21 protein-coding genes are annotated in these 23051 nt (G+C 73.2%); 8 read left to right on the top strand and 13 right to left on the bottom strand.

The genetic code is table 11. The annotated features are described in order from the left end of the window. Nucleotides 1-76 precede the first annotated feature (76 nt). Nucleotides 77-808, top strand: a complete 732-nt coding sequence (locus B1H29_RS29025) for a 3-keto-5-aminohexanoate cleavage protein (protein WP_055416116.1) — start codon at nt 77-79, stop codon at nt 806-808. 23 nt (nt 809-831) lie between these two features. Here B1H29_RS29025 and soxR read toward each other — a convergent pair whose 3' ends face one another. Further along, nucleotides 832-1353, bottom strand: coding sequence for a redox-sensitive transcriptional activator SoxR (soxR, locus tag B1H29_RS29020; RefSeq protein WP_055416117.1), 522 nt, complete (start codon nt 1351-1353; stop codon nt 832-834). Between the two features lie 141 nt (nt 1354-1494). Between soxR and B1H29_RS29015 the strand changes: the two genes are divergently transcribed. After that, entirely contained in the window at nt 1495-1956 is a 462-nt protein-coding gene (locus tag B1H29_RS29015; RefSeq protein WP_055416118.1) for a MaoC family dehydratase, read from the top strand. Here B1H29_RS29015 and B1H29_RS29010 read toward each other — a convergent pair. The 3 genes from B1H29_RS29010 to B1H29_RS29000 all read right to left on the bottom strand — a co-directional run bounded on the left by B1H29_RS29010 (nt 1947) and on the right by B1H29_RS29000 (nt 4193). Then, on the bottom strand, nt 1947-2591 hold the full coding sequence (locus B1H29_RS29010; RefSeq protein ID WP_055416119.1) for a TetR/AcrR family transcriptional regulator: 645 nt from the start codon (nt 2589-2591) through the stop codon (nt 1947-1949). The genes B1H29_RS29015 and B1H29_RS29010 overlap by 10 nt on opposite strands. An 85-nt stretch (nt 2592-2676) precedes the next feature. Continuing rightward, a complete protein-coding gene (locus B1H29_RS29005) occupies nt 2677-2967 on the bottom strand; it encodes a YiaA/YiaB family inner membrane protein (RefSeq protein WP_019325286.1) in 291 nt (96 codons plus the stop codon). A 74-nt stretch (nt 2968-3041) separates the two neighbouring features. Further along, a complete protein-coding gene (locus B1H29_RS29000; protein WP_055416120.1) occupies nt 3042-4193 on the bottom strand; it encodes an acyl-CoA dehydrogenase family protein in 1152 nt (383 codons plus the stop codon). 158 nt (nt 4194-4351) lie between these two features. Between B1H29_RS29000 and B1H29_RS28995 the strand changes: the two genes are divergently transcribed. The 3 genes from B1H29_RS28995 to B1H29_RS28985 all read left to right on the top strand — a co-directional run bounded on the left by B1H29_RS28995 (nt 4352) and on the right by B1H29_RS28985 (nt 6776). Next, nucleotides 4352-4993 carry a TetR/AcrR family transcriptional regulator gene (locus B1H29_RS28995; protein WP_055416121.1) on the top strand — a complete coding sequence of 214 codons (642 nt, stop codon included), beginning with the start codon at nt 4352-4354 and terminating at the stop codon, nt 4991-4993. Between the two features lie 47 nt (nt 4994-5040). Then, the gene (locus B1H29_RS28990; RefSeq protein WP_055416122.1) at nt 5041-5754 is read left to right on the top strand and encodes an ArsR/SmtB family transcription factor; all 714 of its coding nucleotides are present in this window, start codon (nt 5041-5043) and stop codon (nt 5752-5754) included. A gap of 62 nt (nt 5755-5816) precedes the next feature. Continuing rightward, nucleotides 5817-6776, top strand: coding sequence for a DMT family transporter (locus B1H29_RS28985; protein WP_055416123.1), 960 nt, complete (start codon nt 5817-5819; stop codon nt 6774-6776). On the opposite strand, the gene B1H29_RS28980 is transcribed toward B1H29_RS28985, so the two are convergent. From B1H29_RS28980 to B1H29_RS28940, 9 genes are all read right to left on the bottom strand, one after another. Next, nucleotides 6768-8090, bottom strand: a complete 1323-nt coding sequence (locus B1H29_RS28980; protein ID WP_055416124.1) for an MFS transporter — start codon at nt 8088-8090, stop codon at nt 6768-6770. The two genes, B1H29_RS28985 and B1H29_RS28980, sit on opposite strands and share 9 nt — an antisense overlap. A gap of 409 nt (nt 8091-8499) precedes the next feature. Beyond that, a complete protein-coding gene (locus B1H29_RS28975; protein ID WP_055416125.1) occupies nt 8500-9597 on the bottom strand; it encodes a zinc-binding dehydrogenase in 1098 nt (365 codons plus the stop codon). 20 nt (nt 9598-9617) lie between these two features. Next, the gene (locus B1H29_RS28970) at nt 9618-11006 is read right to left on the bottom strand and encodes an aldehyde dehydrogenase family protein (RefSeq protein ID WP_055416126.1); all 1389 of its coding nucleotides are present in this window, start codon (nt 11004-11006) and stop codon (nt 9618-9620) included. A gap of 123 nt (nt 11007-11129) precedes the next feature. After that, nucleotides 11130-12467 (bottom strand): ABC transporter ATP-binding protein, encoded by a 1338-nt coding sequence (locus B1H29_RS28965; RefSeq protein WP_055416127.1) that lies wholly within the window; start codon nt 12465-12467, stop codon nt 11130-11132. A 520-nt stretch (nt 12468-12987) separates the two neighbouring features. Then, a complete protein-coding gene (locus tag B1H29_RS28960; RefSeq protein WP_055416128.1) occupies nt 12988-14232 on the bottom strand; it encodes an MFS transporter in 1245 nt (414 codons plus the stop codon). Between the two features lie 72 nt (nt 14233-14304). Beyond that, nucleotides 14305-15774, bottom strand: coding sequence for a CitMHS family transporter (locus tag B1H29_RS28955; RefSeq protein ID WP_055416129.1), 1470 nt, complete (start codon nt 15772-15774; stop codon nt 14305-14307). 151 nt (nt 15775-15925) lie between these two features. Then, nucleotides 15926-18169: a molybdopterin oxidoreductase family protein gene (locus B1H29_RS28950; protein ID WP_055416130.1), complete on the bottom strand. Its 2244-nt coding sequence runs from the start codon at nt 18167-18169 to the stop codon at nt 15926-15928. 127 nt (nt 18170-18296) lie between these two features. Continuing rightward, nucleotides 18297-18914 (bottom strand): TetR/AcrR family transcriptional regulator, encoded by a 618-nt coding sequence (locus tag B1H29_RS28945; protein ID WP_055416131.1) that lies wholly within the window; start codon nt 18912-18914, stop codon nt 18297-18299. A gap of 64 nt (nt 18915-18978) precedes the next feature. Continuing rightward, the gene (locus B1H29_RS28940; RefSeq protein WP_055416132.1) at nt 18979-19548 is read right to left on the bottom strand and encodes a hypothetical protein; all 570 of its coding nucleotides are present in this window, start codon (nt 19546-19548) and stop codon (nt 18979-18981) included. Between the two features lie 180 nt (nt 19549-19728). Here B1H29_RS28940 and hmgA point away from each other — a divergent pair, with 180 nt between their 5' ends. From hmgA to B1H29_RS28925, 3 genes are read left to right on the top strand one after another with little or no spacing between them, the layout of a single operon-like run. Then, the gene (gene hmgA, locus B1H29_RS28935; RefSeq protein WP_055416133.1) at nt 19729-21045 is read left to right on the top strand and encodes a homogentisate 1,2-dioxygenase; all 1317 of its coding nucleotides are present in this window, start codon (nt 19729-19731) and stop codon (nt 21043-21045) included. Nucleotides 21046-21071: 26 nt separating this feature from the next. Next, nucleotides 21072-21821 (top strand): GntR family transcriptional regulator, encoded by a 750-nt coding sequence (locus B1H29_RS28930; protein WP_055416134.1) that lies wholly within the window; start codon nt 21072-21074, stop codon nt 21819-21821. A gap of 22 nt (nt 21822-21843) precedes the next feature. Beyond that, nucleotides 21844-23004, top strand: coding sequence for a type ISP restriction/modification enzyme (locus B1H29_RS28925; RefSeq protein ID WP_055416135.1), 1161 nt, complete (start codon nt 21844-21846; stop codon nt 23002-23004). Nucleotides 23005-23051 lie beyond the last annotated feature (47 nt).

The raw sequence follows: 23051 nt of genomic DNA, 5'->3' as shown, positions 1-23051 counted from the left end.
GGATGCCGCACCCCCGACGGTTCGTACGGCCTGACGGCCGACGGGCGTTGTCAGTGGTGACCCGCACCATGGGGGAATGGTGCAGGTGTGTGTGAACGGGACCCGCGGGAGCCGGGACGGCGCGGTGGTGCCGCTGTCGCCGGAGGCGATCGCCGAGTCCGCGGCCGCGGCGGTGGCCGCCGGGGCCACGGACGTCCATGTCCATCCCAAGACGCCGTGCGGACAGGACACGTTGTCGCCCCGCGTCCTCGCGGCCACGCTGGAGGCGGTGCGCGCACGAGTGCCGGTACCGGTCGGTGTGACGACGGGAGCCTGGGCCGAGCCCGGTCCGGCCGCCCGGGTGGCCCGGGTACGGAGCTGGACGGTCCTGCCCGACCACGCCTCGGTCAACTGGCACGAGCCGGGCGCCGAGGAGGTCGCCGCCGCGCTGGTCGAGCGAGGCGTGGGTGTCGAGGCCGGCCTCTGGTCCGGCACGGACGGGCCCGCCCTCTTCCTGCGCTCACCGCTCGGGCCGAAGGTGCTGCGCGTGCTGGCGGAGGTCACGGACACCGACCCGGCGACCGCGGCGGACTCCGCGCACGCCCTGCTGGCCGACCTGGGCACGGCCCACGGCCGCCCCGTCCTGCTGCACGGCGAGGACGCCGGCGCCTGGCCGGTCCTGCGCCTGGCCGGCCGGCTCGGTCTGGCGACCCGCATCGGCCTGGAGGACACCCTGTTCCTCCCGGACGGCCACCGGGCCGCGTCCAACGCCGAGCTGATCACCGCGGGGCTGGCCCAGTGGGCCCCGGCGCGGCGCGGCGGTGTGTGACGGCGGGCCGGGTCGTCCGCCCGTCAGTCGCGGCACTCCGCCTCCGGTCCGCGGCCGCGGCTCGCGGGGCCGCGACGGTTGGCGGAGTCGGTGCGTCCCACCAGCAGCCGGGAACCGGTGAGGCGTTCGCCGAAGACGTCGTCGGGGTTGGACAGGACACAGGTGTCCAGGGACAGGCAGCCGCAGCCGATGCAGCCGGTGAGGTGGTCGCGCAGCCGGTTGAGCTGGTTGATGCGCTCGTCCAGTTCGGAGCGCCAGGACTCGGAGAGCCGGGCCCAGTCGCCCTCGGTGGGCGTGCGCCCCTCCGGCAGCTCGGCGAGCGCCTCGCGGATCGTGGCGAGCGGGATGCCGACACGCTGCGCCGCGCGCACGAAGGCGACCCGGCGCAGCGCGTCGCGGCTGAAGCGGCGCTGGTTGCCCGAGGTGCGGCGACTGCTGATCAGGCCCTTGGACTCGTAGAAGTGCAGGGCGGATACGGCGGCGCCGCTGCGCGCGGCGAGCTGGCCGACCGTGAGCTCGTGAATCTTCTCGGGGATCTGAGGCACTCCTCGAACCCTACCGACCCCGTCACCCGCGCGGACGCCCCCGGTCCGTTGACACGGGCCGCGCGGGCGACCATGCTAAGCAGTCGCTTAGATTCGTGTGAACAGCCGAGCGGACAGTCGAGCGAGCAGAGAGGCCGGGACATGGCAGAGCCGAGGATCTTCACATCCGCCGACGACGTGAAGGCGGCGGTGGGCGAGCAGCTTGGTTACACCGACTGGCTGGAGGTGGACCAGAAGCGGATCGACCTGTTCGCGGAGGCGACCGGCGACCACCAGTGGATCCACGTGGACCCCCAGAAGGCGGCCGCCGGCCCCTTCGGCACCACCATCGCGCACGGCTATCTGACCCTGTCGCTGCTCCCGCTCTTCGGGCCCCAGCTCATCAAGGTCGAGGGCGTGCGGATGGGTGTCAACTACGGCACCAACAAGGTCCGTTTCCCCTCCCCCGTCCCGGTGGGCTCGCGACTGCGCGCCACGGCGACGATCACCGGCGTGGAGGACGTCGAGGGAGGGATCCAGGTGTCCGTCGCCTTCACCGTGGAGCGCGAGGGCGGCGACAAGCCGGTCTGCGTCGCCGAGTCGGTCTCGCGCTACTACTTCTGAGCCGAGCCGGACGGTTCGGCTCCCACCATCCGCAGCACGAGGTCGGCGTAGAGCGCGCCGACCTCGTCGGGGGTGCGGGGGCCGTTCACGTTGAACCAGCGGGCCACGTCGATGCAGAGCGACAGCACGGCCAGGGTCGTGCCCTTGACGTCCGGTACGTCGAACTCGCCTGTCGCCACGCCGTCCTCGATGATGCCGCGCACCGCGGCATCGCACTGCCGGCGCAGCGTGAGGATCTCGTCACGGGCCTCGGGGCCGAGCGCGTCCAGCTCGTACTGCACCACCCGCGCGGTCGTGCGCCGCCCGGCGTGCCAGCGCACGAAGGAGCCCACGGCGTCCGCGAGCCGCTCGGCGGCGCCGCCCTCGCCCTGGGCCGCGCCGCGCAGGATGGCGACCGCCCGGTCGTGGCCGATCCGGCTGATGCGGTGGAGCAGCTCTTCCTTGGTCTTGTAGTGGATGTAGAGCGCGGCCGGGCTCATGCCGGCCCGCCCGGCGATGTCGCGGGTCGTGGTCGCGTGGTACCCGCGCTCGGCGAAGGCCTCCACCGCGGCGACCAGGAGCCGCCGGGCCGCGTCCGGGGTGACCTCTTCCCACGGCTCGATGTCGCCGCCCGTCGTCTCGGCCGCCGTACTCATCGCTTGTTCGCCCCTCTCGGTGACAGGAGCACCACCATACCGCCGAACCTGAGCGGTCGCTTAGGGCAACCGCCGGGCGGACGCGTCACCCGAGCTTCTCGAAGGGGTCGTGCTCGGCGAGGAGCTTCTCCAGTCTGGCCTGGTCGACGCGGCTGACGATCTGCCCGGCCTCCTGACGGTCCCGGATGATCTTGGCCAGCGTGAAGGCCGAGGTGACGAGGTACAGGACGGCGACGGCGAGGAAGGCACGCACCCAGGCGTCGGCCTGGAGGTTGTAGATGCCGACGGCGGTGGCGATCATCGCCACCGCGAACGAGGCCACGGCCTGCCCGTAGAAGGCCGCCGTGCTCTGCTGCTTGACCGGTGTGTCACTCATGGGGACAAGGGTCGGCGGATGTGGCCGGGACCACATCCGCCGCGGTACTCAGTCCGGGTACTCAGTTCCGGCGTTCAGAAGGCCGAAACCCCGGTCAGCGCCCGCCCGATGACCAGTTTCTGGATCTGGCTGGTGCCCTCGTAGAGGGTCATCACCCGGGCGTCGCGCAGCAGCTTGCCGGCCGGGTACTCGTCGATGTAGCCGTAGCCGCCGAAGACCTGGAGGGCGTTGTTGGCGGCGCGGACGGCGGCCTCCGAGGCGAACAGCTTGGCCTTGGAGGACTCGACGGTGAAGGGCCGCCCGCGGTCGATCAGGTCGGCGACCCGCCAGGTCAGCAGCCGGGCCGCGTCCACGTCGAGGGCGATGTCGCTGATCAGCTCCTGCACGAGCTGGTGGTGGGCGATGGTCCTGCCGAACTGCTCCCGCTCACCCGCGTACCGCACGGCCGCGTCCAGCGCGGCCTGGGCTATGCCGACGCAGCCGGCCGCGACCGACATCCGCCCCTTGGCCAGGGCCGACATGGCGACCGAGAAGCCCTTGCCCTCGGGGGCCAGCATCGCGGAGGCGGGGACGCGGACGTCCTCCAGTACCAGCTCTGCGGTGGCCTGGCCGCGCAGCCCGAGCTTGCCGTGGATGGTGCGGCGGGTCAGCCCGGGAGTGTCGGTGGGCACGAGGAAGGCGGACACGCCCTTGTGGCCGGGGGCGTCCGTGGACCGGGCGAAGAGGAGCACGACGTCGGCCCAGGTGCCGTTGGTGATGAACATCTTGGTGCCGTTGACGACGTACTCGTCGCCGTCGCGGACCGCGCGGGTGGAGAGGTTCCCGGCGTCCGACCCGGTGCCGGGCTCGGTGAGGCCGAAGCAGCCGACGTACTCGCCGGAGGTGAGGCCCGGCAGCCAGCGGCGCTTCTGCTCCTCGTCGCCCCAGGCGGCGATGGTCTTGGCGACCAGGCCGAGGGAGACGGACACGATGCCGCGCACGGAGCTGTCGCCACGGCCCAGTTCCTCCGTCACCAGGCAGTACGCGAGGTGGTCGCCGCCACAGCCGCCGTACTCCTCGTCGACGGTGAGCCCGAGGAAGCCGACCTCGCCGAGCTTCTTCACGATCGACCGGTCCACCTCCTCGGCGCGGTCCCAGGCGACGACGTGCGGGACGATCTCACGCTCCACGAAGTCCCGCGCGAGCTGCCGTACGGCGCTCTGCTCCTCGCTGAGCTCCAGGTTCATGCCGAGTCACCCCACAGAAGACGGACTTGAAGAACACACGTGGAAAGCCGGACCCCGGAGGCCTGACCTCGAAAGCCGGTCCTCGAAAGCCGGTCCTCGAAAGCCGGACCTTTAAATTAGCACTGCTAGTTTACGGCCGCAGCCCTACTATGTGCGCCATGGCCCGACCGCGCAAGCCCCTGCTCAGCACCGACCGGATCGTCGAGACGGCCCGCGCACTGGTGGACGCGGAGGGCCTCGCGGCCGTCTCCACGCGCCGGCTCGCCGCGGAGCTGGGAGTCAGCGGGCCCTCGCTCTACAACCACTTCCGCACCAAGGACGAGATCCTGGAAGCGGTCGCCGACTCGGTGAGCGCGCAGGTCGACCTGTCGATGTTCGAGGACGGCCGGGAGTGGCGGACCGCGCTGCACGACTGGGCCGTCTCCTACCGGACGGCGCTGCGCGACCACCCCAACATCGTCCCGGTACTGGCTCACGGCCCCGGCCGCCGCCCGGCCGCGCTGCACCTCGCGGACGCCGTCTACGGCGCGATGGTCGCGGCGGGCTGGCCGCCGGCCCAGGCCACGTCCATCGGCGCGCTGATGCGGTACTTCATCATGGGCTCCGCGCTCGGTTCCTTCGCCGGGGGTTTCGTGGACGACGCCGGCGCCTACGACCCCGCCGACTACCCGCACCTCCAGCAGGCCCACCTGCTGGCCGAGCAGCAGGAGAAGGTCGACGAGCGGGCCTTCGAGACCGGCCTGACGGCGCTGCTGGACGGGCTGGCACAACAGTACGCGCAGGTGACGCGGGGCGCCTGAGCACACTTCGGCACCCGCCGAACCGTGCGTGTCGCATCCTGGGACCCATGACCGACAAGGACGCCGAGGCGCCCGGGCTCGCGCGGCTGGCCGGGCTGATCGCCGACGAGACCAGGGCCGCCTGCCTCCTGGCGCTGCTCGACGGGCGGGCGTGGACCGCCGGTGAGCTGGCCCGGCACGCGGGAGTCGCCGCCTCCACGCTGAGCGAGCACCTGGGCAAGCTCGTCGCGGGCGGGCTGCTCGCCGAGGAGCGGCAGGGGCGGCACCGGTACGTACGGCTGGCCGACGAGCGGGTCGCACAGCTCGTGGAGGACCTGGCCGCGCAGGTCGCCCCGGAGGCGGCGGCACGGCGTCCGCGCACGCTGCGGGCGTCGAGCGCCGGGTCGGCGATGGCCCGGGGCCGCACCTGCTACGACCACCTCGCCGGACGGCTCGGCATCACGGTCACCGACGCGCTGACCGGGCGCGGACTGCTGCGCCAGGACACCGGCTTCGCGCTCACGGACGCGGGGCTCGGCTGGTTCGAGGCCGCCGGCATCCCTCTCGTGCCCACCGGCCGCCGGCCGCTGGCCCGGGCCTGCCTCGACTGGACCGAGCGCCGTCCGCATCTCGCGGGCGTCGCGGGCGCTGCCCTGTGCCGGCACGCCCTGGACACGGGCTGGTGCGTACGCATCGGGTCCGAGCGGGCGGTGAAGGTGACGCCGTCGGGCGAGGACGCGCTGTCCGAACTGCTGGGTATCGACCCCGCGGGCCTGCGCTGAGCACCCGTTCCCGGTCCGGAATCCGCCGGCGCGAGCATTCCCCACTCCCTAGCCTCTGGAGCATGATGAGCACCGCCCGTCCCGTCCGCCTCCGTCGTCCGGAACTGCTCGCGGCAGGTGCCGCCACGGTCACCGTCGTCCTGTGGGCCTCCGCCTTCGTCTCCATCCGCAGTGCGGGAGAGGCGTACTCGCCGGGCGCGCTGGCGCTCGGACGGCTGCTGGCGGGCGCGCTGACGCTCGGCGCGATCTGTCTGCTGCGCCGGGAGGGACTGCCGCCGCGGCCCGCCTGGCGGGGGATCGCGATATCGGGGCTGCTCTGGTTCGGCTTCTACATGGTCGTCCTGAACTGGGGCGAGCAGCAGGTGGACGCCGGTACGGCCGCCCTCGTGGTGAACGTCGGGCCGATCCTCATCGCACTGCTCGGCGCCCGCCTGCTCGGGGACGCGCTGCCGCCGCGGCTGGTGGCGGGGATGGCCGTGTCGTTCGCCGGCGCGGTGACCGTGGGCCTGTCGATGTCCGGCGAGGACGGTTCCTCGCTGTTCGGGGTGGTGCTGTGCCTGCTGGCCGCCGTGGCGTACGCGGGCGGGGTGGTCGCGCAGAAGCCCGCGCTGGGGCACGCGAGCGCGCTCCAGGTGACGACGTTCGGGTGCCTGGTCGGGGCGGTGCTCTGCCTGCCGTTCGCGGGGCAGTTGGCGCACGAGGCGGCCGACGCTCCCGTTTCCGCGACGCTCAACATGGTCTACCTGGGCGTGTTCCCGACCGCGCTGGCGTTCACGACGTGGGCGTACGCCCTGGCCCGGACGACCGCGGGCCGCATGGGCGCGACCACGTACGCCGTGCCCGCGCTCGTCGTCCTGATGTCGTGGCTGGCGCTGGGCGAGGTGCCGGGTCTGCTCACCCTGGCGGGCGGCGCGCTGTGCCTGGCGGGCGTGGCGGTGTCCCGGTCCCGGAGGCGGGCGGGGGCCGCGACCCCCGGTGAGGTGGTGGAGCCGCGGCCCGGGAGCAGCTCGCGGTCAGCGTGAACGCGCCCGGTCGGCCAGCACCTTGATGGACGCCAGGGCGATCACCGAGAGGGCGATGATGTAGCCGGAGACGGCCATCGAGGTGCCCGTCGCCTCCAGGAGCAGCACCATGACGAAGGGCGCCAGCCCGCCCCCGCCCACGGCCGCGATCTGGTAGCCGAGCGACGCGCCGGTGTAGCGCATCTCCGGCGTGAACAGCTCGGCGAACAGCGCGGCCTGGGGGCCGTACATGATGCTGAGGAAGCAACCGGCGACGAAGGTGGCGACCGCCAGCCACAGCAGTGAGCCGGTGTCGATGAGCAGGAACAGCGGCACGGCCCACACGGCGATGCCGACCGCGCCGACGGTGTAGACGCGGATGCGGCCGAACTTGTCGGACAGCGCGGCGGCGGCCGGGATCAGCACGAGCTGGGTGAGGCTGACGCAGAGCGAGACGGCGAGCACCGCGCCGTGCTCCATGTCCAGTTCGCGGGTGGTGTAGTCGAGGACGCCGGTGATGAGGATGTAGAACGTCGCGGTGTTCACGGCGAAGGAGCCGCCGGCGAGCAGCACGGTGCCGAGGTGATCGCGCATGATCGTGCGCAGCGGTGAGGACTGCTCGCTCTGCTCCCGCTCGGCCAGCGCCCGCTCCGCCGCCCGGAACTCGGGGGTCTCCTCGACGCGGGTGTGGATGTACCAGGCGAGTCCGAGGACGAGCAGGCCCACCACGAACGGCACCCGCCAGCCCCAGGCCTCGAAGGCCGACTCGGAGGTGAACGCTCCGGCCAGCAGGAAGACGGTGTTGGCGGTGACCACGCCGATGGGGACACCGAGCTGGACGACGCTGCCGTAGATGCCGCGCTTGCCCTCGGGGGCGTACTCGGTGGCCAGCAGCATCGCGCCGCCCCACTGGGCGCCGACGGCGACGCCCTGGACGATGCGCAGCAGGACGAGCAGGATCGGCGCGGCGACGCCGATCGCCTCGTACGTGGGCAGCAGGCCGATGCCCGTGGTGGCCACGCCCATCAGGGTGAGCGCGAGGACCAGCATCGGCTTGCGGCCCTTCTTGTCGCCGAGCTGGCCGGCGACGACGCCGCCGATCGGGCGGGCGAGGAAGCCCACGGCGAACGTGGCGAAGGCGGCCAGGACCCCGGCGGTGGGGCTGCCGGCCGGGAAGTACAGGTCGCCGAGGACGAGGGCGGCGGCGATGCCGAAGACGAAGTAGTCGTACCACTCGACGGCCGAGGCGAGGGCGGCGGCGGTGGCGACGCGACGGCGGTTGGGGACGGCCGGGGCGGTGGTGGGGAGGGATTGAGCGGAGGGGGTGGTGTCCATACGTGCACGCTCCGGGGTGCGGGGGGACGTGGGGGACGTGTGGGGGACGTTCCCGGGAACGTACTGACCGGACGGTATGTGGTCAACGGTCGTGCGGGATGTTTATCGAACGGCGATCGCGGCGGTACGAGGGGGCGGCCTGAGGGGCGGCGCAACCGCACGACGACACATGGGCACGACGACACGGCGACACGCGGGCACGACGACACGCGGGCACGACGACACACGGGCACGACGACACACGGGCACGACGACACACGGGCACGACGACACACGGGCACGACGACACACGGGCACGACGACACACGGGCACGACGACATGCGGGCACGACGACATGCGGGCACGCGGGCGCCGGGGTGGCCCCGGCGCCCCGTGCCCGTCGCACCCCGCGCGCTTCCTCGCGGGCGGCTAGAACACCACCAGGGCCCTCCCGCCCTTGCCCGCGAGCATGTTCTCGAAGGCCGCCGGGATGCCGTCGAGGGCGATGCGCTCCGTCACCAGGGCGCCGAGGTCCAGGCGTCCGGCGCGGACGTGTTCGGCCAGCACCGGCAGGTCCCGGGCCGGGTCGGCGTTGCCGTAGACGCAGCCGGAGAGGGTGCGGCCCCAGTGGAAGATCTCCAGGGCGTTGAAGGTGACCTGCTGGTCCTTGCCGCCGATGCCGACGACCGTGGTGCGTCCGCCGCGCCGGGTGGACTCCCAGGCGGTGCGGATGGTGGCCGCGCGGCCGACGCACTCGACGGCGACGTCGACGCCCTGCTTGCCGGTGCGGGCGCGGATCTCCCGGGCGGTGGTGTCGGAGGCGATCAGGTAGTCGGTGGCGCCGGCGGCGCGGGCCAGCTCCTCCTTCTCGGGTGACACGTCGACCGCGACGATCTTCGACGCGCCCGCGATCCGGGCCGCCTGGAGGGTGGCGAGGCCCACTCCCCCGACGCCGAACACCGCGACCGTCTCGCCCTCGCGGACCCGCGCCGAGTGGTGGACGGCGCCGTAGCCGGTGAGGACGGCGCAGCCCAGCAGGGCGGCGTCGGTCAGCGGGATGCCGTCGGGGCAGGGCAGCACGCACGCGGCGTCCACCACGGTCTCCTCGGCGAACGCCGCGACGTTCAGGCCGGGGTGCAGGTCGGTGCCGTCGTCGGCGCGGCGGGCGTGCGTGTTCGCGGCGCCGGCCAGGGCGTTGGCGCAGAGCCAGACCTCGCCGAGGGAACAGGCGTGGCAGGCGCCGCAGGACGGGGCCCAGTTGAGGACCACGTCGTCGCCGGGCGCGACGTGGGTGACGTCCTCACCGACGGCGAGGACCGTGCCGGCGCCCTCGTGACCGAGGACGGCGGGCAGCGGCACGCGCATGGTGCCGTTGGACAGGGACAGGTCGGAGTGGCAGACCCCGGCGGCGGCGAGCCGCACCCGGATCCGCCCCGGGCCGGGCTCGGGCAGCTCGATGCCGGTGACCTCCAGCGGGGCGCCTACGGCGGGTACGACGGCGGCACGGACAGCGGTACGGACGGCCATGACGTGGACTGCTCCCTGGCTCAGAACTGGAGGGACTTGGTCTGGAGGTACTCGGTCAGGCCGTGCGGGCCCAGTTCGCGGCCCACGCCGGACTGCTTGTAGCCGCCGAAGGGCGCCAGCGGGTTGAACCGGCCGCCGTTGATGTCGACCTGTCCGGTGTCCATGCGGCGGGCGAAGGCCGCGGCCTCCGCCTCGTCCCCGGCCCAGACGGCGCCGGCGAGTCCGTAGACGGTGCCGTTGGCGATCCGCAGGGCGTCCTCCTCGTCCTCGTACCGGAGGACGGACAGGACCGGCCCGAAGATCTCCTCCTGGGCGATGGTCATCTCCTCGCGCACGTCGGCGAAGACCGTCGGGCTGACGAACCAGCCCTTCTCGCGCGGGGCTTCGGGACCGCCCGCGACGAGGCGCGCGCCCTCGGCGACGCCCTTCTCGATGTACCCGCGCACGCGTTCCTGCTGCTTGGCGTTGACGACCGGGCCGATCCGGTCGCCGTACTTGGCGGCGGCCTCGGCGGCCAGCTCCACGGCCTGGTCGTACTGGTCGCGGTGGACCAGCATGCGGGTCCAGGCGCTGCACGTCTGACCGGAGTTGGACATGACGTTGGCGACGCCGACGTTGACCGCCTTGGCCAGGTCGGCGCTCGGGAGGATCACGTTGGCGGACTTGCCGCCGAGTTCGAGGGCGACGTTCTTGACGGCGGCGCCCGCCGTCGCGCCGATCCGCCGGCCCACGGCCGTGGAGCCGGTGAAGGAGACCAGGTCGACGCCGGGGTGCTCGGCGAGGGCCTGGCCGGCGACCGGGCCGAGGCCGGTGACCAGGTTGCAGACGCCCGCCGGGACACCGGCCTCGTGCACCGCCTCCGCGAAGAGCTGGGCGGTGAGCGGGGTGTCCTCGGCGGGCTTCAGCACGATCGTGCAGCCGGCCGCGAGCGCCGGGGCGGCCTTGGCGACGATCTGGTGGAGGGGGTAGTTCCAGGGCGTGATGGCGCCGACCACACCGATCGGCTCGTGGTGGACGACGGAGTTGCCGATCCTCTCCTCGAAGGCGTACGTCGCCGCCAGCTCGGCGTAGGAGCCCGCGACCGCGATCGGGGCGGCGGCGTGCACGGCCTGCGAGAACTTCAGCGGCGAGCCCAGCTCGGCGGTGACCGTCTCGGCGATCTCGTCCTTGCGGGCCACCAGTACGTCCCGCAGGGCGGCCAGGCGCGCGGCCCGCTCGGCGGGCGGGGTGGCGGCCCAGCCCGGCAGGGCGGCGCGGGCGGCCCGTACGGCGGTGTCGACGTCCAGGGCGGTGCCCGCGGGCACCTTGCCGATCACCTGCTCGTCGGCCGGGTTGACGACCTCGATCGTGTCCCGGCCGTCGGCGGGCCGCCAGGCTCCGTCGATGTACATGCCGTCGTGTGCCTTCATCGCGTTCCTTCCGGGCGGGCCTCGTCGTCCGTGCCCCAAACTAGCGCCGATAGTTTTACGGCACCAGAGGCGGCCACCATGGTGGCGCGGCTCACCCTCCCGGCGGTTCCGGTTCCGGCGGGATCACTCCTCCAGGTCCGGCAGTCGGGCCGGGGCGGGGCAGATCCGGTCGCCGTGCTGGTCGAAGACGAACAGGTGGGCCAGGTCGACGAGGAGGGGGACCTGCATGCCGTGGCGCAGGTCGATGTCGGGGGTGGTCCGGACGATCAGGTCACCGGGGAGGCGGCCGTCGGGGGCGGTGACCGCGGGTGCGTCGCCCTCCTCCTCGTCCATGACCACCACCGGTCCGGCGCGCAGGGCACCCGCCCGTTCCCGCAGCCGGTCCAGGACCGTGCCGTCGCGGCGGCGGCGCCGGGCCGGGCGGGTGGCGGGGCGCGGAGCCTCCAGGTCCGGTACGACGGCCGGCCGGGAACCGGTGTTGAAGTGGACGAGGACCTCGTGTCCCTGGAACTCGACGTGCTCCACCAGGCCGGTGAGCAGCACCTCGCCGGGGCGGGCGGAGGCGGGCTTCGCGATCCGGACGGCCTCCGAGCGCAGGCCGACGATGACCTCGCGGCCCTGCTGGACGCGGAGCAACTGGTGGTCCAGGGAGAGTGGTTCGGGCAGGCGCAGGAACTGCTTGCCCAGGCTGATGGTCATCGCGCCGTCGAGCGGCGCGCGGACCAGGCCGCGCAGGAGGTTGATGCGGGGGGTGCCGATGAAGGCGGCGACGAAGACGTTGCGCGGCAGGGCGTACACGGCGCGCGGGCTGTCCACCTGCTGGAGCACGCCGCCGCGCAGGACGGCGACGCGGTCGCCGAGGGACATGGCCTCGGACTGGTCGTGGGTGACGTAGATCGTGGTGACGCCCAGTTCCCTGGTCAGTCTGGTGATCTCGGCACGCAGATGGTTGCGGAGCTTGGCGTCGAGGTTGGACAGCGGCTCGTCCATGAGGAAGGCGCTGGGATGGCGGGCGATGGCCCGGCCCATGGCCACGCGCTGGCGTTCGCCGCCGGAGAGCTGGGCGGGGAACCGGTCGAGGAGGTCCTCGATGCCCAGCATGCGGGCGGTGGCGTCCACGCGCGGGCCGGGGTCGGTCTGCGGGGCCTCGACGCGCAGCGGGAAGCCGATGTTCCCGCGGGTCGTCATGTTCGGGTACAGGGCGAAGTTCTGGAAGACCATCGCCATGCTCCGCTCGGCGGGAAGCAGGTCGTTGGCGTACGCGCCGTCCAGCAGCAGCCGCCCGTCGGTGATCTCCTCCAGGCCGGCGATCATGCGCAGCACGGTGGACTTGCCGCAGCCGGAGGGACCGAGCAGGACGAGGAACTCGCCGGGCGCGATGTCCAGCGAAAGCCGGTCCACCACGCGGACGCCTCGAGCGTAGGTCTTGCTCACGTCGTGCAGGGAGATGGCGCGTGTCATGGGAGGTGCCCCCGTGGGCTCACTGAGCGCTGGTGCTCCGCGGTCGGACGCCCTCGTGCGGGTCGTACGGGGCGTGTGAGTCACGGAAGTTAACGGAATGTGCGCGGCCGGGGGAAGACGCTGGACCATATCTCGGTGCCACCGTCCATCTGGTGAGAAAGCGGACGGTCGGATTCAGGCTCGGGAGAGGACGTTTCAGGGACCGGATCCGAACGGGGCGCCGCCGGTCCCGGCGACCCGGTCCACCGGGCGGGCCCGAGGCCGCTCCGGCGGTACGCGGCTCCTCGCCCGCCCTCGGCCTCGTTCGAGCGGCACCCCGTCGAAGGCGCGGCGACGGGGTCCAGGGCACGCCGACACGCAGGCGCGCCGACGGGGTGCGGGGCGCACCGACGGGGGCCAGGGCGCGCCGACGCCTTGGGGTCGCACGCTTTCCACCCGCGCGAACCGAGTACGCGCGCGGCACCCCTTCACCGCCGCGGGCCCACCCTCCGGGCGGAACGACGGGAATCGGCGCAAGATCCTAGCGTGCCGTACGGCGCGGAGACCGGCGGCGGGTGGCCCGGGGCCCGTCCTCGGTGCGCGGTCCGCCACCGGCCGGTCCGGTGGACGGGGCGCGCAGGGCGATGCCCGAGGACAGCAGCAGCAGGGCGCCGAGCATCACGAACGGCGCGGCCACGCCCGCGACGCCGGCGATCAGGCCCGCCGCGGCGGGTGCGGCGACCTGGCCGAGGCGGTTGCCCGTCAGGCGCAGGGCCAGGGCGGTGGAGCGCGCCCCGTCGGGGGCCGCCTGGACGACGGTCGTCATGGACAGCGGCTGGCCGACGCCGAGGCAGAAGCCGAGGACGACCAGCATCAGCGCGAGCCCCCACACCGGCACCGGCAGCGCCACGCCGGCACACAGCAGGGCGGCCAGCAGACAGGTGACCGTGAGCAGCGCGGTGCGGCCCAGCAGCCGCAGCAGGGGCGTCAGTACCAGGCGGCAGGCGATCGTGGCGGCGGCCCGCAGGCTGAGCAGTACGCCGATCACGGCCGGGGAGATGCCCCGGTGCTCGCCGACCACCGGCAGGTAGGCGGTGAGGATGTCGGTGGCGGACAGGACGGACAGGCTGATCAGGATGCCCGCGGGCACGCCCCGGGCGCGCAGGATGCTCCCCACGGGGACCCGGGCCCCCGGTTCCCCGCGGGACTTGGCGGCCGTCGGGTGCTCTATGCGCCACAGCGACGTGAACGCGACCGCCGCGCCCGCGCCCGCCACCACCAGGGCCAGGGCGCTGCTGCCGGCCATGTCGTGGCCGCCGATCAGCCCGCCCGCCGCGATCGGCCCGACGAGCTGGCCGAGCGAGGCGCCGATGGTGAAGTGGCCGAAGTTGCGGTCCTGTTCGTGCGGCGCGGACTGGCGGGCGACCAGCGACTGGGCGCCGATGACGAAACAGAGGTGCCCCAGGCCCATGACGCCGCTCCACAGGGCCATAGCCCACAGGGAGCCCGCGATGCCGCTCAGTGCGCAGCCGCCGGCGATGAGGACCACGCCGACGGGCAGCAGCGGCGCGCAGCGGCCGTGATCGGTGCGGCGGCCGAGCGGGACGGCGGCGAACAGCGGCAGCAGCGCGTACACGCCGGCGATGACGCCGACCGCCCGTTCGTCGGCGCCGAGCGCGAGGGCCCGGTAGGAGACGGCGGGCCGCGCCATGGACACCGCCCCCTGCGCGAAGCCGAAGGCGATGACGAGGCGGAGCAGCCAGCCGCGGTTCCCACCGGGCGCCATGATCGTTTCCTTCCCTGCCGGCCTGGTCCTGGGCGGCTCCCCGAGCGAGTCCCCAGGATGCCGGTCCGATGATCAGATGATGCCGAACAGGATGCCCGCCGCGAGGATCACCAGGCTCGTCAGGACGGCCCACTTCACCACGAACCGCGTGTGGTCGCCGAACTCGACCTTGGCCATGCCGACCAGGACGTAGACGGCCGGGACGAGCGGGCTGGACATGTGCAGCGGCTGGCCGACGATCGAGGCGCGGGCGATCTCCAGCGTCGACACGCCGTGCGCCTGACCGGCCTCGGCGAGCACCGGCAGGACGCCGAAGTAGAAGCCGTCGTTCGACATGAAGTAGGTCAGCGGCAGGCTGAGCAGGCCGGTGACGAGACCCATCTGCGGGCCCATGCCGTCGGGGATGGTGTCCACGAGCCAGTTGGCCATGTGGTCGACCATGCCGGTGCCGGTGAGGACGCCGGTGAAGACGGCGGCGGCGAAGACCATGCCGGAGACGTTGAGGACGTTGTCGGCGTGGGCCGCGATGCGGGCCTTCTGGTCGGGGATGTGAGGGAAGTTGACGGTGAGCGCGAGCGCGGCGCCGAGCAGGAAGAGCACCGGGATCGGCAGCAGCTCCATGATCATGGCGGTGAGCAGCACGACCGTGAGCAGCGCGTTGAACCAGTACAGCTTGGGGCGCAGGGTGGGCCGGTTCGGGTCGAGGCCCTTGAAGTCGTCGTCGGACTCGTCGTCCTCGGCGGCGGCGTCCCCGGCCCCACCGGCATCCGCGGAGGCCTTCCCGGAACCGGAACCGGAACCCGTACCCGCACCGGCACCGGCACCGGCACCCGAGCCCGCACCGGCACCCGCACCCGCACCCGCACCCGCGCCGACCAGCACCGTCTCGCTCTCCGGCTCCCGCACCAGTGCCTCGTCCAGCGTCAGCGTGCCCACCCGCCGGCGCTCACGCAGCCCGAGCACGTAGGACAGGACGATGACCGCGACCAGACCGACGGCCAGGGCCGGGATCATCGGGACGAAGATGTCGGTGGCGTCGACCTTCAGCGCGGTGGCGGCGCGGGCGGTGGGGCCGCCCCAGGGCAGGGTGTTCATGACACCGTTGGCCATCGCGGCGACGCCGGTCATCACGACCAGGCTCATCTTCAGGCGCTTGTACAGCGGGTACATCGCCGAGACCGTGATCATGAAGGTGGTGGAGCCGTCGCCGTCCAGCGAGACGATCGCGGCCAGCAGGGCCGTGCCGACGACGATCCGCATCGGGTCGGCCTTGCAGAACCTCAGGATGGCCCGGACGATCGGGTCGAAGAGCCCGACGTCGATCATCACCCCGAAGTAGACGATCGCGAACATGAGCATCGCCGCGGTGGGGGCGAGGCTGGACACGCCGTCGATGACGTAGTCGCCGAGCTCGGCGCCCTTGCCGACGAACACGCAGAACAGCGCGGGAATCAGCACGAGCGCCGCGATCGGCGACATCTTCTTCATCATGATCAGGACCAGGAAGGTCGCGATCATGGCGAAGCCGAGGATGGTCAGCATGAGTGAGTACCTAACGTTCGCCCTTGAACATCCCACCGGGGCAGGCGGTGCGAGCGACGTTAGGTGCCGCGAAGCAGCGTTAACAAGACGTTGACATGCGAGCAATAAGCGCAAAACTCCAGGTCACAGCTTTGCGCCGGTCAGCGTCGGGTCAGCGGCCGCCCACCGGCGTGAGCTCGACGGGTACGCCGTTGAGGACCGCGTTGCCCGAGAGCGGGTCGAGCATGCTGCCGTCGAGGAGCTGGTTGACGTTGACGCCGGGCTCGGTGGCGGCGTGGGTCAGGCGGGTGCCGGGACGGTCGTGGCCCCAGCCGTGCGGGAGGCTGACCACGCCCGGCCGGACGGTGTCGGTGACCTCGGCGGGAGCGGTCACCTCTCCCCCGGCGCCCTTGACCCGCACGGGCTCCCCGCCGCGCACGCCGAGCCGTTCGGCGTCTTCGGGGTGGAGGTGCAGGGTGCAGCGGTTGGAGCCGCCGGTGAGGGCCGGGACGTTGTGCATCCAACTGTTGTTGGAGCGCAGGTGGCGGCGGCCGACGAGGACGAGCCCGTCGGGGCGCTCGGCCAGGGCCTGCCGAAGGCGCGGCAGGTCGTCGGCGATCGGCCCCGGCAGCAGCTCCACCCTGCCGCTGCGGGTCTTCAGCGGCTGCGGCAGGCGCGGGCGCAGCGGGCCGAGGTCGATGCCGTGCGGGTGGGCGAGCAGCCGCTGGAGGGTCAGCCCGTCGGGCCGTGTGCCGAAGCCGTCGCCGTAGGGGCCGAGGCGCAGCATCAGGTCGAGCCGCCGCTCGGGGCCGTTCTCGCCGGTGAGCTGCGCGGTCAGTTCCCCGGGGTCGCGTCCGTGCACGGGGGAGTGCGGGTCCCGGACCGCCTTGCCGAGGGTCTGCTCGATCACCATGGCGTCGACGGCGGCCGGGTCGGCGCCGTGCATGCCGGTGGCGGCCAGGGTCAGCCGGGCCAGGATCTCGGTCTCGGCCATGCGGCCGGGCTCCAGCGGGACGGCCGGGCGGGTGTAGCGGACCTGGTTGCGTACGGCGAGGGTGTTGAAGGCGAAGTCGTGGTGCGGGCTCTGGGCCGGCGGGGGCGGCGGCAGGACGACGTGGGCGTGGCGCGAGGTCTCGTTCAGGTAGGGGTCGACGCTCACCATGAAGTCGAGCGAGTCCAGCGCCTTGTCGAGCCGGTCGCCGTCGGGTGCGGACAGGACGGGGTTGGCGGCGACGGTGATCAGCGCGCGCACCGGCTCGCCCGCCTCGGCGCCGGTGGGCGTGTCGATCTCCTCGGCGAGGGCGGACAGGGGCAGCTCCCCCTTGGCCTCGGGGTGTCCGCCGACCCGGGAGCGCCAGCGGCCGAGCGCGAAGCCGTGGCCGGGTCCGGCGGGGCGGGGCGTCCTGTCGGTGGCCGCCTGCGGGAAGAGGGCACCGCCGGGCCGGTCGAGGTTGCCGGTGAGGATGTTGAGGACGTCCACGAGCCAGCTCGCGAGCGTGCCGTGCGGGACGGTGCAACTGCCGATGCGGCCGTAGACGGCGGCGGTGGGGGCCCCGGCGAGTTCCCGGGCGAGGGCGCGCGTCACCCCCGCGTCCACGTCACAGGCGGCGGCGACGGACTCCGGCGTGAAGTCCCGCACCGCGTCGGCGAGTTCCTCGGCGCCCTCGACGTGCGGGGCCAGTGCGCCGAGGTCCACCAGGTCCTCTTCGAACAGTACGTGGGCCATCGCGGCGAGGAGCAGGGCGTCGGTGCCGGGGCGGATCGCCACGTGCCGGTCGGCGAGCTTCGCGGTGCGGGTGCGGCGCGGGTCGATGACGGTGAGGGTGCCGCCGCGGGCCTTGAGCGCCTTGAGGCGGCCGGGGAAGTCGGGCGCGGTGCACAGACTCCCGTTGGACTCCAGCGGGTTGGCGCCGATGAGGAGCAGGTGGTCGGTGCGGTCGAGGTCGGGCACCGGGATGGCGTTCGCGTCGCCGAAGAGCAGCCCGCTGGAGACGTGCTTGGGCATCTGGTCGACCGTCGACGCGGTGAAGAGGCTGCGGGTGCCGAGGGCGCCGAGCAGGACGTTCGGGTAGAGCGCGCCGGCCACGGTGTGCACGTTGGGGTTGCCGAGGACGACGCCGACGGAGTGCGGGCCGTACCGCTCGACGACGGGCCGGACGCCGGCGGCGACCGCGTCGAACGCCTCTTCCCAGGTGGCCTCGCGCAGCTCGCCGTCCCTGCGCACCAAGGGCGTGCGCAGCCGGTCGGGGTCGGAGTCGACGGCGCCGAAGGAGGCGCCCTTGGGGCAGATGAAGCCGCGGCTGAAGACGTCGTCGCGGTCGCCGCGGGCGGCGGTGACCGCGGTGCCGTCGATGGTGAGGGCCAGGCCGCAGGTGGCCTCGCACAGGGGGCAGATACGCAGGGCGGTGCGGGACACGGTTCCTCCCGTAGGGCGGCGGCAGCGGCGCTCTCTCGCGGCGAGCATACCGACCGGTAGGCATGTTGGGGAGACTTCTACTGAAGGCCGTACCGCACCGGCCCGCCGGCCGGTCCGGGCCGAGCCGTCAGTCCAGCACGCGCCCCAGGTAGGCCCGCAGCAGCTCCCGGGCCTCCTCGATGATCCTCCCGTCCCCGTCCGGCGCGACCCGGAATGCGAGTTGCACGAGGGTGTCGGCCGTCTCCACGGCGACGAGGAAGGTGCGGCGCAGATCGTCGTCGGGGCGGCGGCCGAGGTAGCCGGAGAGCAGTTCGGTGAGCCGGTCCGCGACCCGGTGGTTCGGGACGGTGTGCCGGCCGCCGACCGGTATCTGGTTGCCGAAGTCGATCAGGGAGAAGCCGGGCGCGGTCCGCTTCATCGCCAGGTACTCGTCGAGCACCGCGTCCAGCGCCCCGCGCCAGCCGCCGTCGCCCGCCGCCGTCAGCCGTTCGGTCACCCGCTCGGCGTAACGCTCCAGGTTGCGCTGGGCCAGCGCGTCGGCCATCTGCCGCTTGTTGCCGAAGAAGCGGTACACCGAGCCGATGGGCACGCCCGCGCGCAGCGCCACCGCCCGGGTGCTCAGGGCGTCGTAGCCGACCTCGTCGAGGAGGTCGGCGCAGGCGTCGAGGATCCGGGTCAGCCGTTCGGCGCTGCGCCGCTGCACGGGGGCACGGCGGAGCGGGGTCGCGTGGGACACGGTCTTCATGATGCCCTTCCGCCGCGGTCGGGTGAACTGTGACCTTCAGTACGGCGGTGGCCACCGGCTCCGCTCACCGGGCCGCCGTACGCGCGGGAAGGGCCTGGCCCTCGATCTCCTCCGGCCCGGTCGCCTCCGTCGGCTCCGTGTCCGACGCCGTGATGTCCGCCGTGCTCTCGACGGGCTCGCCGTCGACGGCCCAGACGGTGCCGTCGTCGGCGTACAGGCGGACCGTGAGCTGGTGGGTGCCGCGCGGTACGAGGCCGGCGGCGAGGCGGTACTCCGGTCCGCGCAGGCGGGTGAGGAGGTCGCCGTCGAGGAAGAGGTGGGCGACGCCGCGGCCGGCCACCGCCTTGGCCTCCGTCCCGGCCGGCGAGAACCGGAAACGGCGGACGGTCAGGCGTACGTCCCAACTGTCGTCGTTCTCGGGCTCCACCTCGATGCCGACCTCGGGCGCCCGCTCGCCGTCCACCTCCCGGTAGCGCCGGCCCTCCTCGTCGGTGGTGTCGAGCAGTCTGCCCACCGGCGTGGCCGAATCCCGGGCCTCCGGCTCGCCCGGGTCACCGGAGCCGCAGCCCGCGGATCCGGCCAGCAGCAGGACACAGACCGCGAGCACGGCACGTACTCCCCGCCTCCACGACATGACGGGAGACTAGAACACCGGTCCGACAGTCCGGATCCCCCGGGGGCCGGTTCCGGTCATCCCGCTTGCCTGCGACCGGGAAGGGCCGAAGCGGAGCCGGAAGATCCGTACGACCTCTTGCGCGCGGGAAACCGCAATCCTACGGTGTCCCATAGGAATCGGGTTGCGAGGGAGCGATCAATGAGCGGGGACGCGCGGAAGACCGCGGAGCAACTGGCCTACCTGTCCGGTTTCGGCAACGAGCACGGCTCCGAGGCCGTCCCGGGCGCCCTGCCCGAGGGCCGGAACTCGCCGCAGCGGGCGCCGCTGGGCCTGTACGCGGAGCAGTTGAGCGGCACGGCGTTCACGGAGCCGAGGGCGCACAACCGGCGTTCGTGGCTGTACCGGATCCGCCCGTCGGCCGCGCACCCGGCGTTCACCCGCACGGGCAACGGCGCGCTCCGCACGGCACCCTTCACCCAGTCCGTGCCGGACCCGAACCGGCTCCGGTGGAACCCGCTGCCCGGGCCCGGGGCCGGGACGGACTTCCTGGCGGGCCTGTGGACGCTCGGCGGCAACGGCGACGCCACCCAGCGCACCGGCATGGCCGTGCACCTGTACCACGCCACGGCCTCCATGGAGCGCGTCTTCAGCGACGCCGACGGCGAGTTGCTGATCGTCCCGGAGCGCGGCGGCCTGCTGCTGCGCACCGAGTTCGGGCTGCTGCGGGCCGAGCCTGGCCAGGTGGCCCTGATCCCGCGCGGCGTGCGCTTTCGCGTGGAACTCCTCGACGAGGACGCCCGCGGCTACGTCTGCGAGAACTACGGCGCCCCCTTCCGCCTCCCCGACCTCGGCCCGATCGGCGCCAACGGCCTGGCGAACGCGCGGGACTTCATGGCACCGGTCGCCGCGTACGAGGACGTCGAGGGCCCGGTGGAGGTGGTCAACAAGTTCTGCGGCAACCTCTGGACGGCCGTCTACGGCCACTCCCCGCTCGACGTGGTCGCCTGGCACGGCAACCACGTGCCGTACGTGTACGACCTGCGCCGCTTCAACGTCATCGGCACCATCTCGTACGACCACCCCGACCCGTCGATCTTCACGGTGCTGACCTCTCCGTCGGACACCCCCGGCCTCGCGGGCGTCGACTTCGTGGTCTTCGCCCCGCGCTGGCTGGTGGGCGAGGACACCTTCCGGCCGCCCTACTTCCACCGGAACGTGATGAGCGAGTACATGGGCCTGATCGAGGGCGCCTACGACGCCAAGGCGGAGGGCTTCGTCCCGGGCGGCGGCTCGCTGCACAACATGATGTCGGCGCACGGTCCGGACCGGGAGACCTTCGACCGGGCGAGCGCCGCCGAGCTGAAGCCGCAGCGGATCGACGACGGGCTGGCCTTCATGTTCGAGACGCGGTGGCCGGTGACCCTGACCCCCCAGGCGGCCCGCGCCGAGCACCTGCAGCCGCGCTACGACGACGTCTGGCAGGGTCTGGAGCGTCACTTCCGCCCCTTGCACTGAGGATTCCCTACCGGTACGGATGGCCCGTGACCTCCTTCGCCCCGGACTCCATCGTCCTGAACCGCAAGCTGCCGCTCTGGTACCAGGTGTCGCAGTCGCTGCGCGCCTCGATACTCGGCCGCTCGCCCCGGGACCCGCTGCGCCTGCCCACGGAGGAGCAGTTGGCCGGTCACTACGGGGTGAGCGTGCTGACCATGCGGCAGGCGCTGAAGGAACTCGAGGACGAGGGGCTCATCACGCGTCACCGCCGGCGCGGCACGTTCATCGAGCCCGACGCCCGGCGGGGCGCCCCGGTGCAACTGCTGGGCTCGGTGGACGCGATCGTGGCGCAGCAGTCCGGCATGAAGGCCGAGCTGCTGGGCCACGGCACCGGCCCCGTGCCGCCCGAACTGGCCGAGTTCTTCCCGGACCTGGCCGAGACGGCGACGTACCACCGGCTGCGCTGCGACGAGTCGACGGGCGAGCCCACGAACCACGCCCACAACTACGTCCGTCCCGAAGTCGCCGCCCGCATCGACGTGGACGACCTGGCCCGCTGGCCGATGACCAAGGTGCTGCGGGACGTGGTGGGGGTGGACATCAGCCGGATCACGGACACCGTCGAGGCACGGCTCGCGGACCCGGAGACGGCGCGGCTGCTCGAAGTCCCGCTGCTCAGCCCGATCCTGCACTACACGGGCATCACGTACGACACGGCGGGGCGGGTGCTGGACGTGGCGGTCATCCACTACCGGGGGGACCGCTTCTCCTTCACGGTCACCCTGGATGCCACGTGAGGCCCCGGCGCCCCGTCGTACGATGCCCAGCGTGACGCACGACGACGCTCCGCCGCTGGCGGACCTCATGCCGTGGTCCGTCGCACCGCCGCGGCTCGGCCGGGGGTGGCCGACGGCGCCCGACGCGGCGTCCCTCAAAGCCCGCTGGAACACTCTGGTCAAGGCCGAGGGCCCCGACCGCGAGGCCCTGTTCGAGCCGACGCGCTCGCGGACACCGCACACGGCGGTCGGGCGGCTGCCGGGCGGGTCGGGTGGCACCGAGAGGCTGGCGCGCGCCTCGGGGCCGTGTCCGGAACCGGTCCGTGTGCTGCGCGCGCCCTTCGACGAGCAATGGCTGATTCCCGACCACCGGCTGATCGACGCGGCCCGTCCGGAGCTGTGGCGGGTGGCGGACGAACGGCAGGTCTTCGTGGCGGCGGCGCCCGGCGCCGCAGGCCCTCCCCTGCTGGTCGCCACCTCGCGGCTGCCACTGCTCGGCGGGACCCGGGTGCGCCCGCTGTACCGACGCCCCGGCGGCGCGGAGCCGAACCTGGCCCCCGGTCTCCTGGACCACCTGGCCGCCCGGCTCGGCCGACGTCCGGAGCCGGTGGACGTGCTGGCCTGGGCGGTGGCGACCGTGCGGGAGGACTCCCTGGTGCCGCTCACCGCGGACCCCGCGCTGTGGGAGCGCGGGGTGGGCCTGGGCCGGCGCGTCCTTTGGCTGATGCGCCGCGACGGCGAGCGCCCCAGACTGCCCGGCGGCCGTCGCCCGTACGTCCGCGCCCCGCTGCCCGCGCGCCCGTTGACCCTGCGCTACGACCGGGACGAGGAGGCCCTGTACCTGGACGAGGGCCGCGTCTCCCCCGTGCCGCCCGGCGCCTGGGACTTCGAGGTGGGCGGCGCACGGGTGCTGGAGCAGTGGTTCGCGGCCCGCGCCGCCGAGGGCGAGCCGGGCACACTGGCGGCGATCCGCCCGGCCACCTGGCCGCAGGCCTGGACGTCCGAGCTGCTGGAACTGATCACGGTCCTCGCCCTGCTCGCCGAGGTGCGGCCGCGGTGCCGGGAACTGACCGTGACGGACGAGATCACGTCGGCCGAGCTGCGCGAGGCGGGTGTACTGCCGGTGCCCCCGGCGGCCCGTCGGCCGGCCTCCGTCCTGGACGGCCGGGAGGAGGGGCCGGAGGGGCAGCTCGCGCTGCTGTAGGCCCCCCGTCACCCTCTCGTCGGCAGGCCCGGCAGGCCTTACGCCCG

This window comes from Streptomyces pactum (assembly GCF_002005225.1).
GTDB classification, from domain to species: Bacteria; Actinomycetota; Actinomycetes; order Streptomycetales; family Streptomycetaceae; genus Streptomyces; species Streptomyces pactum_A.
Note: the sequence above shows the minus strand (reverse complement) of the source record. Positions and strands in the feature narration are given on the sequence as shown.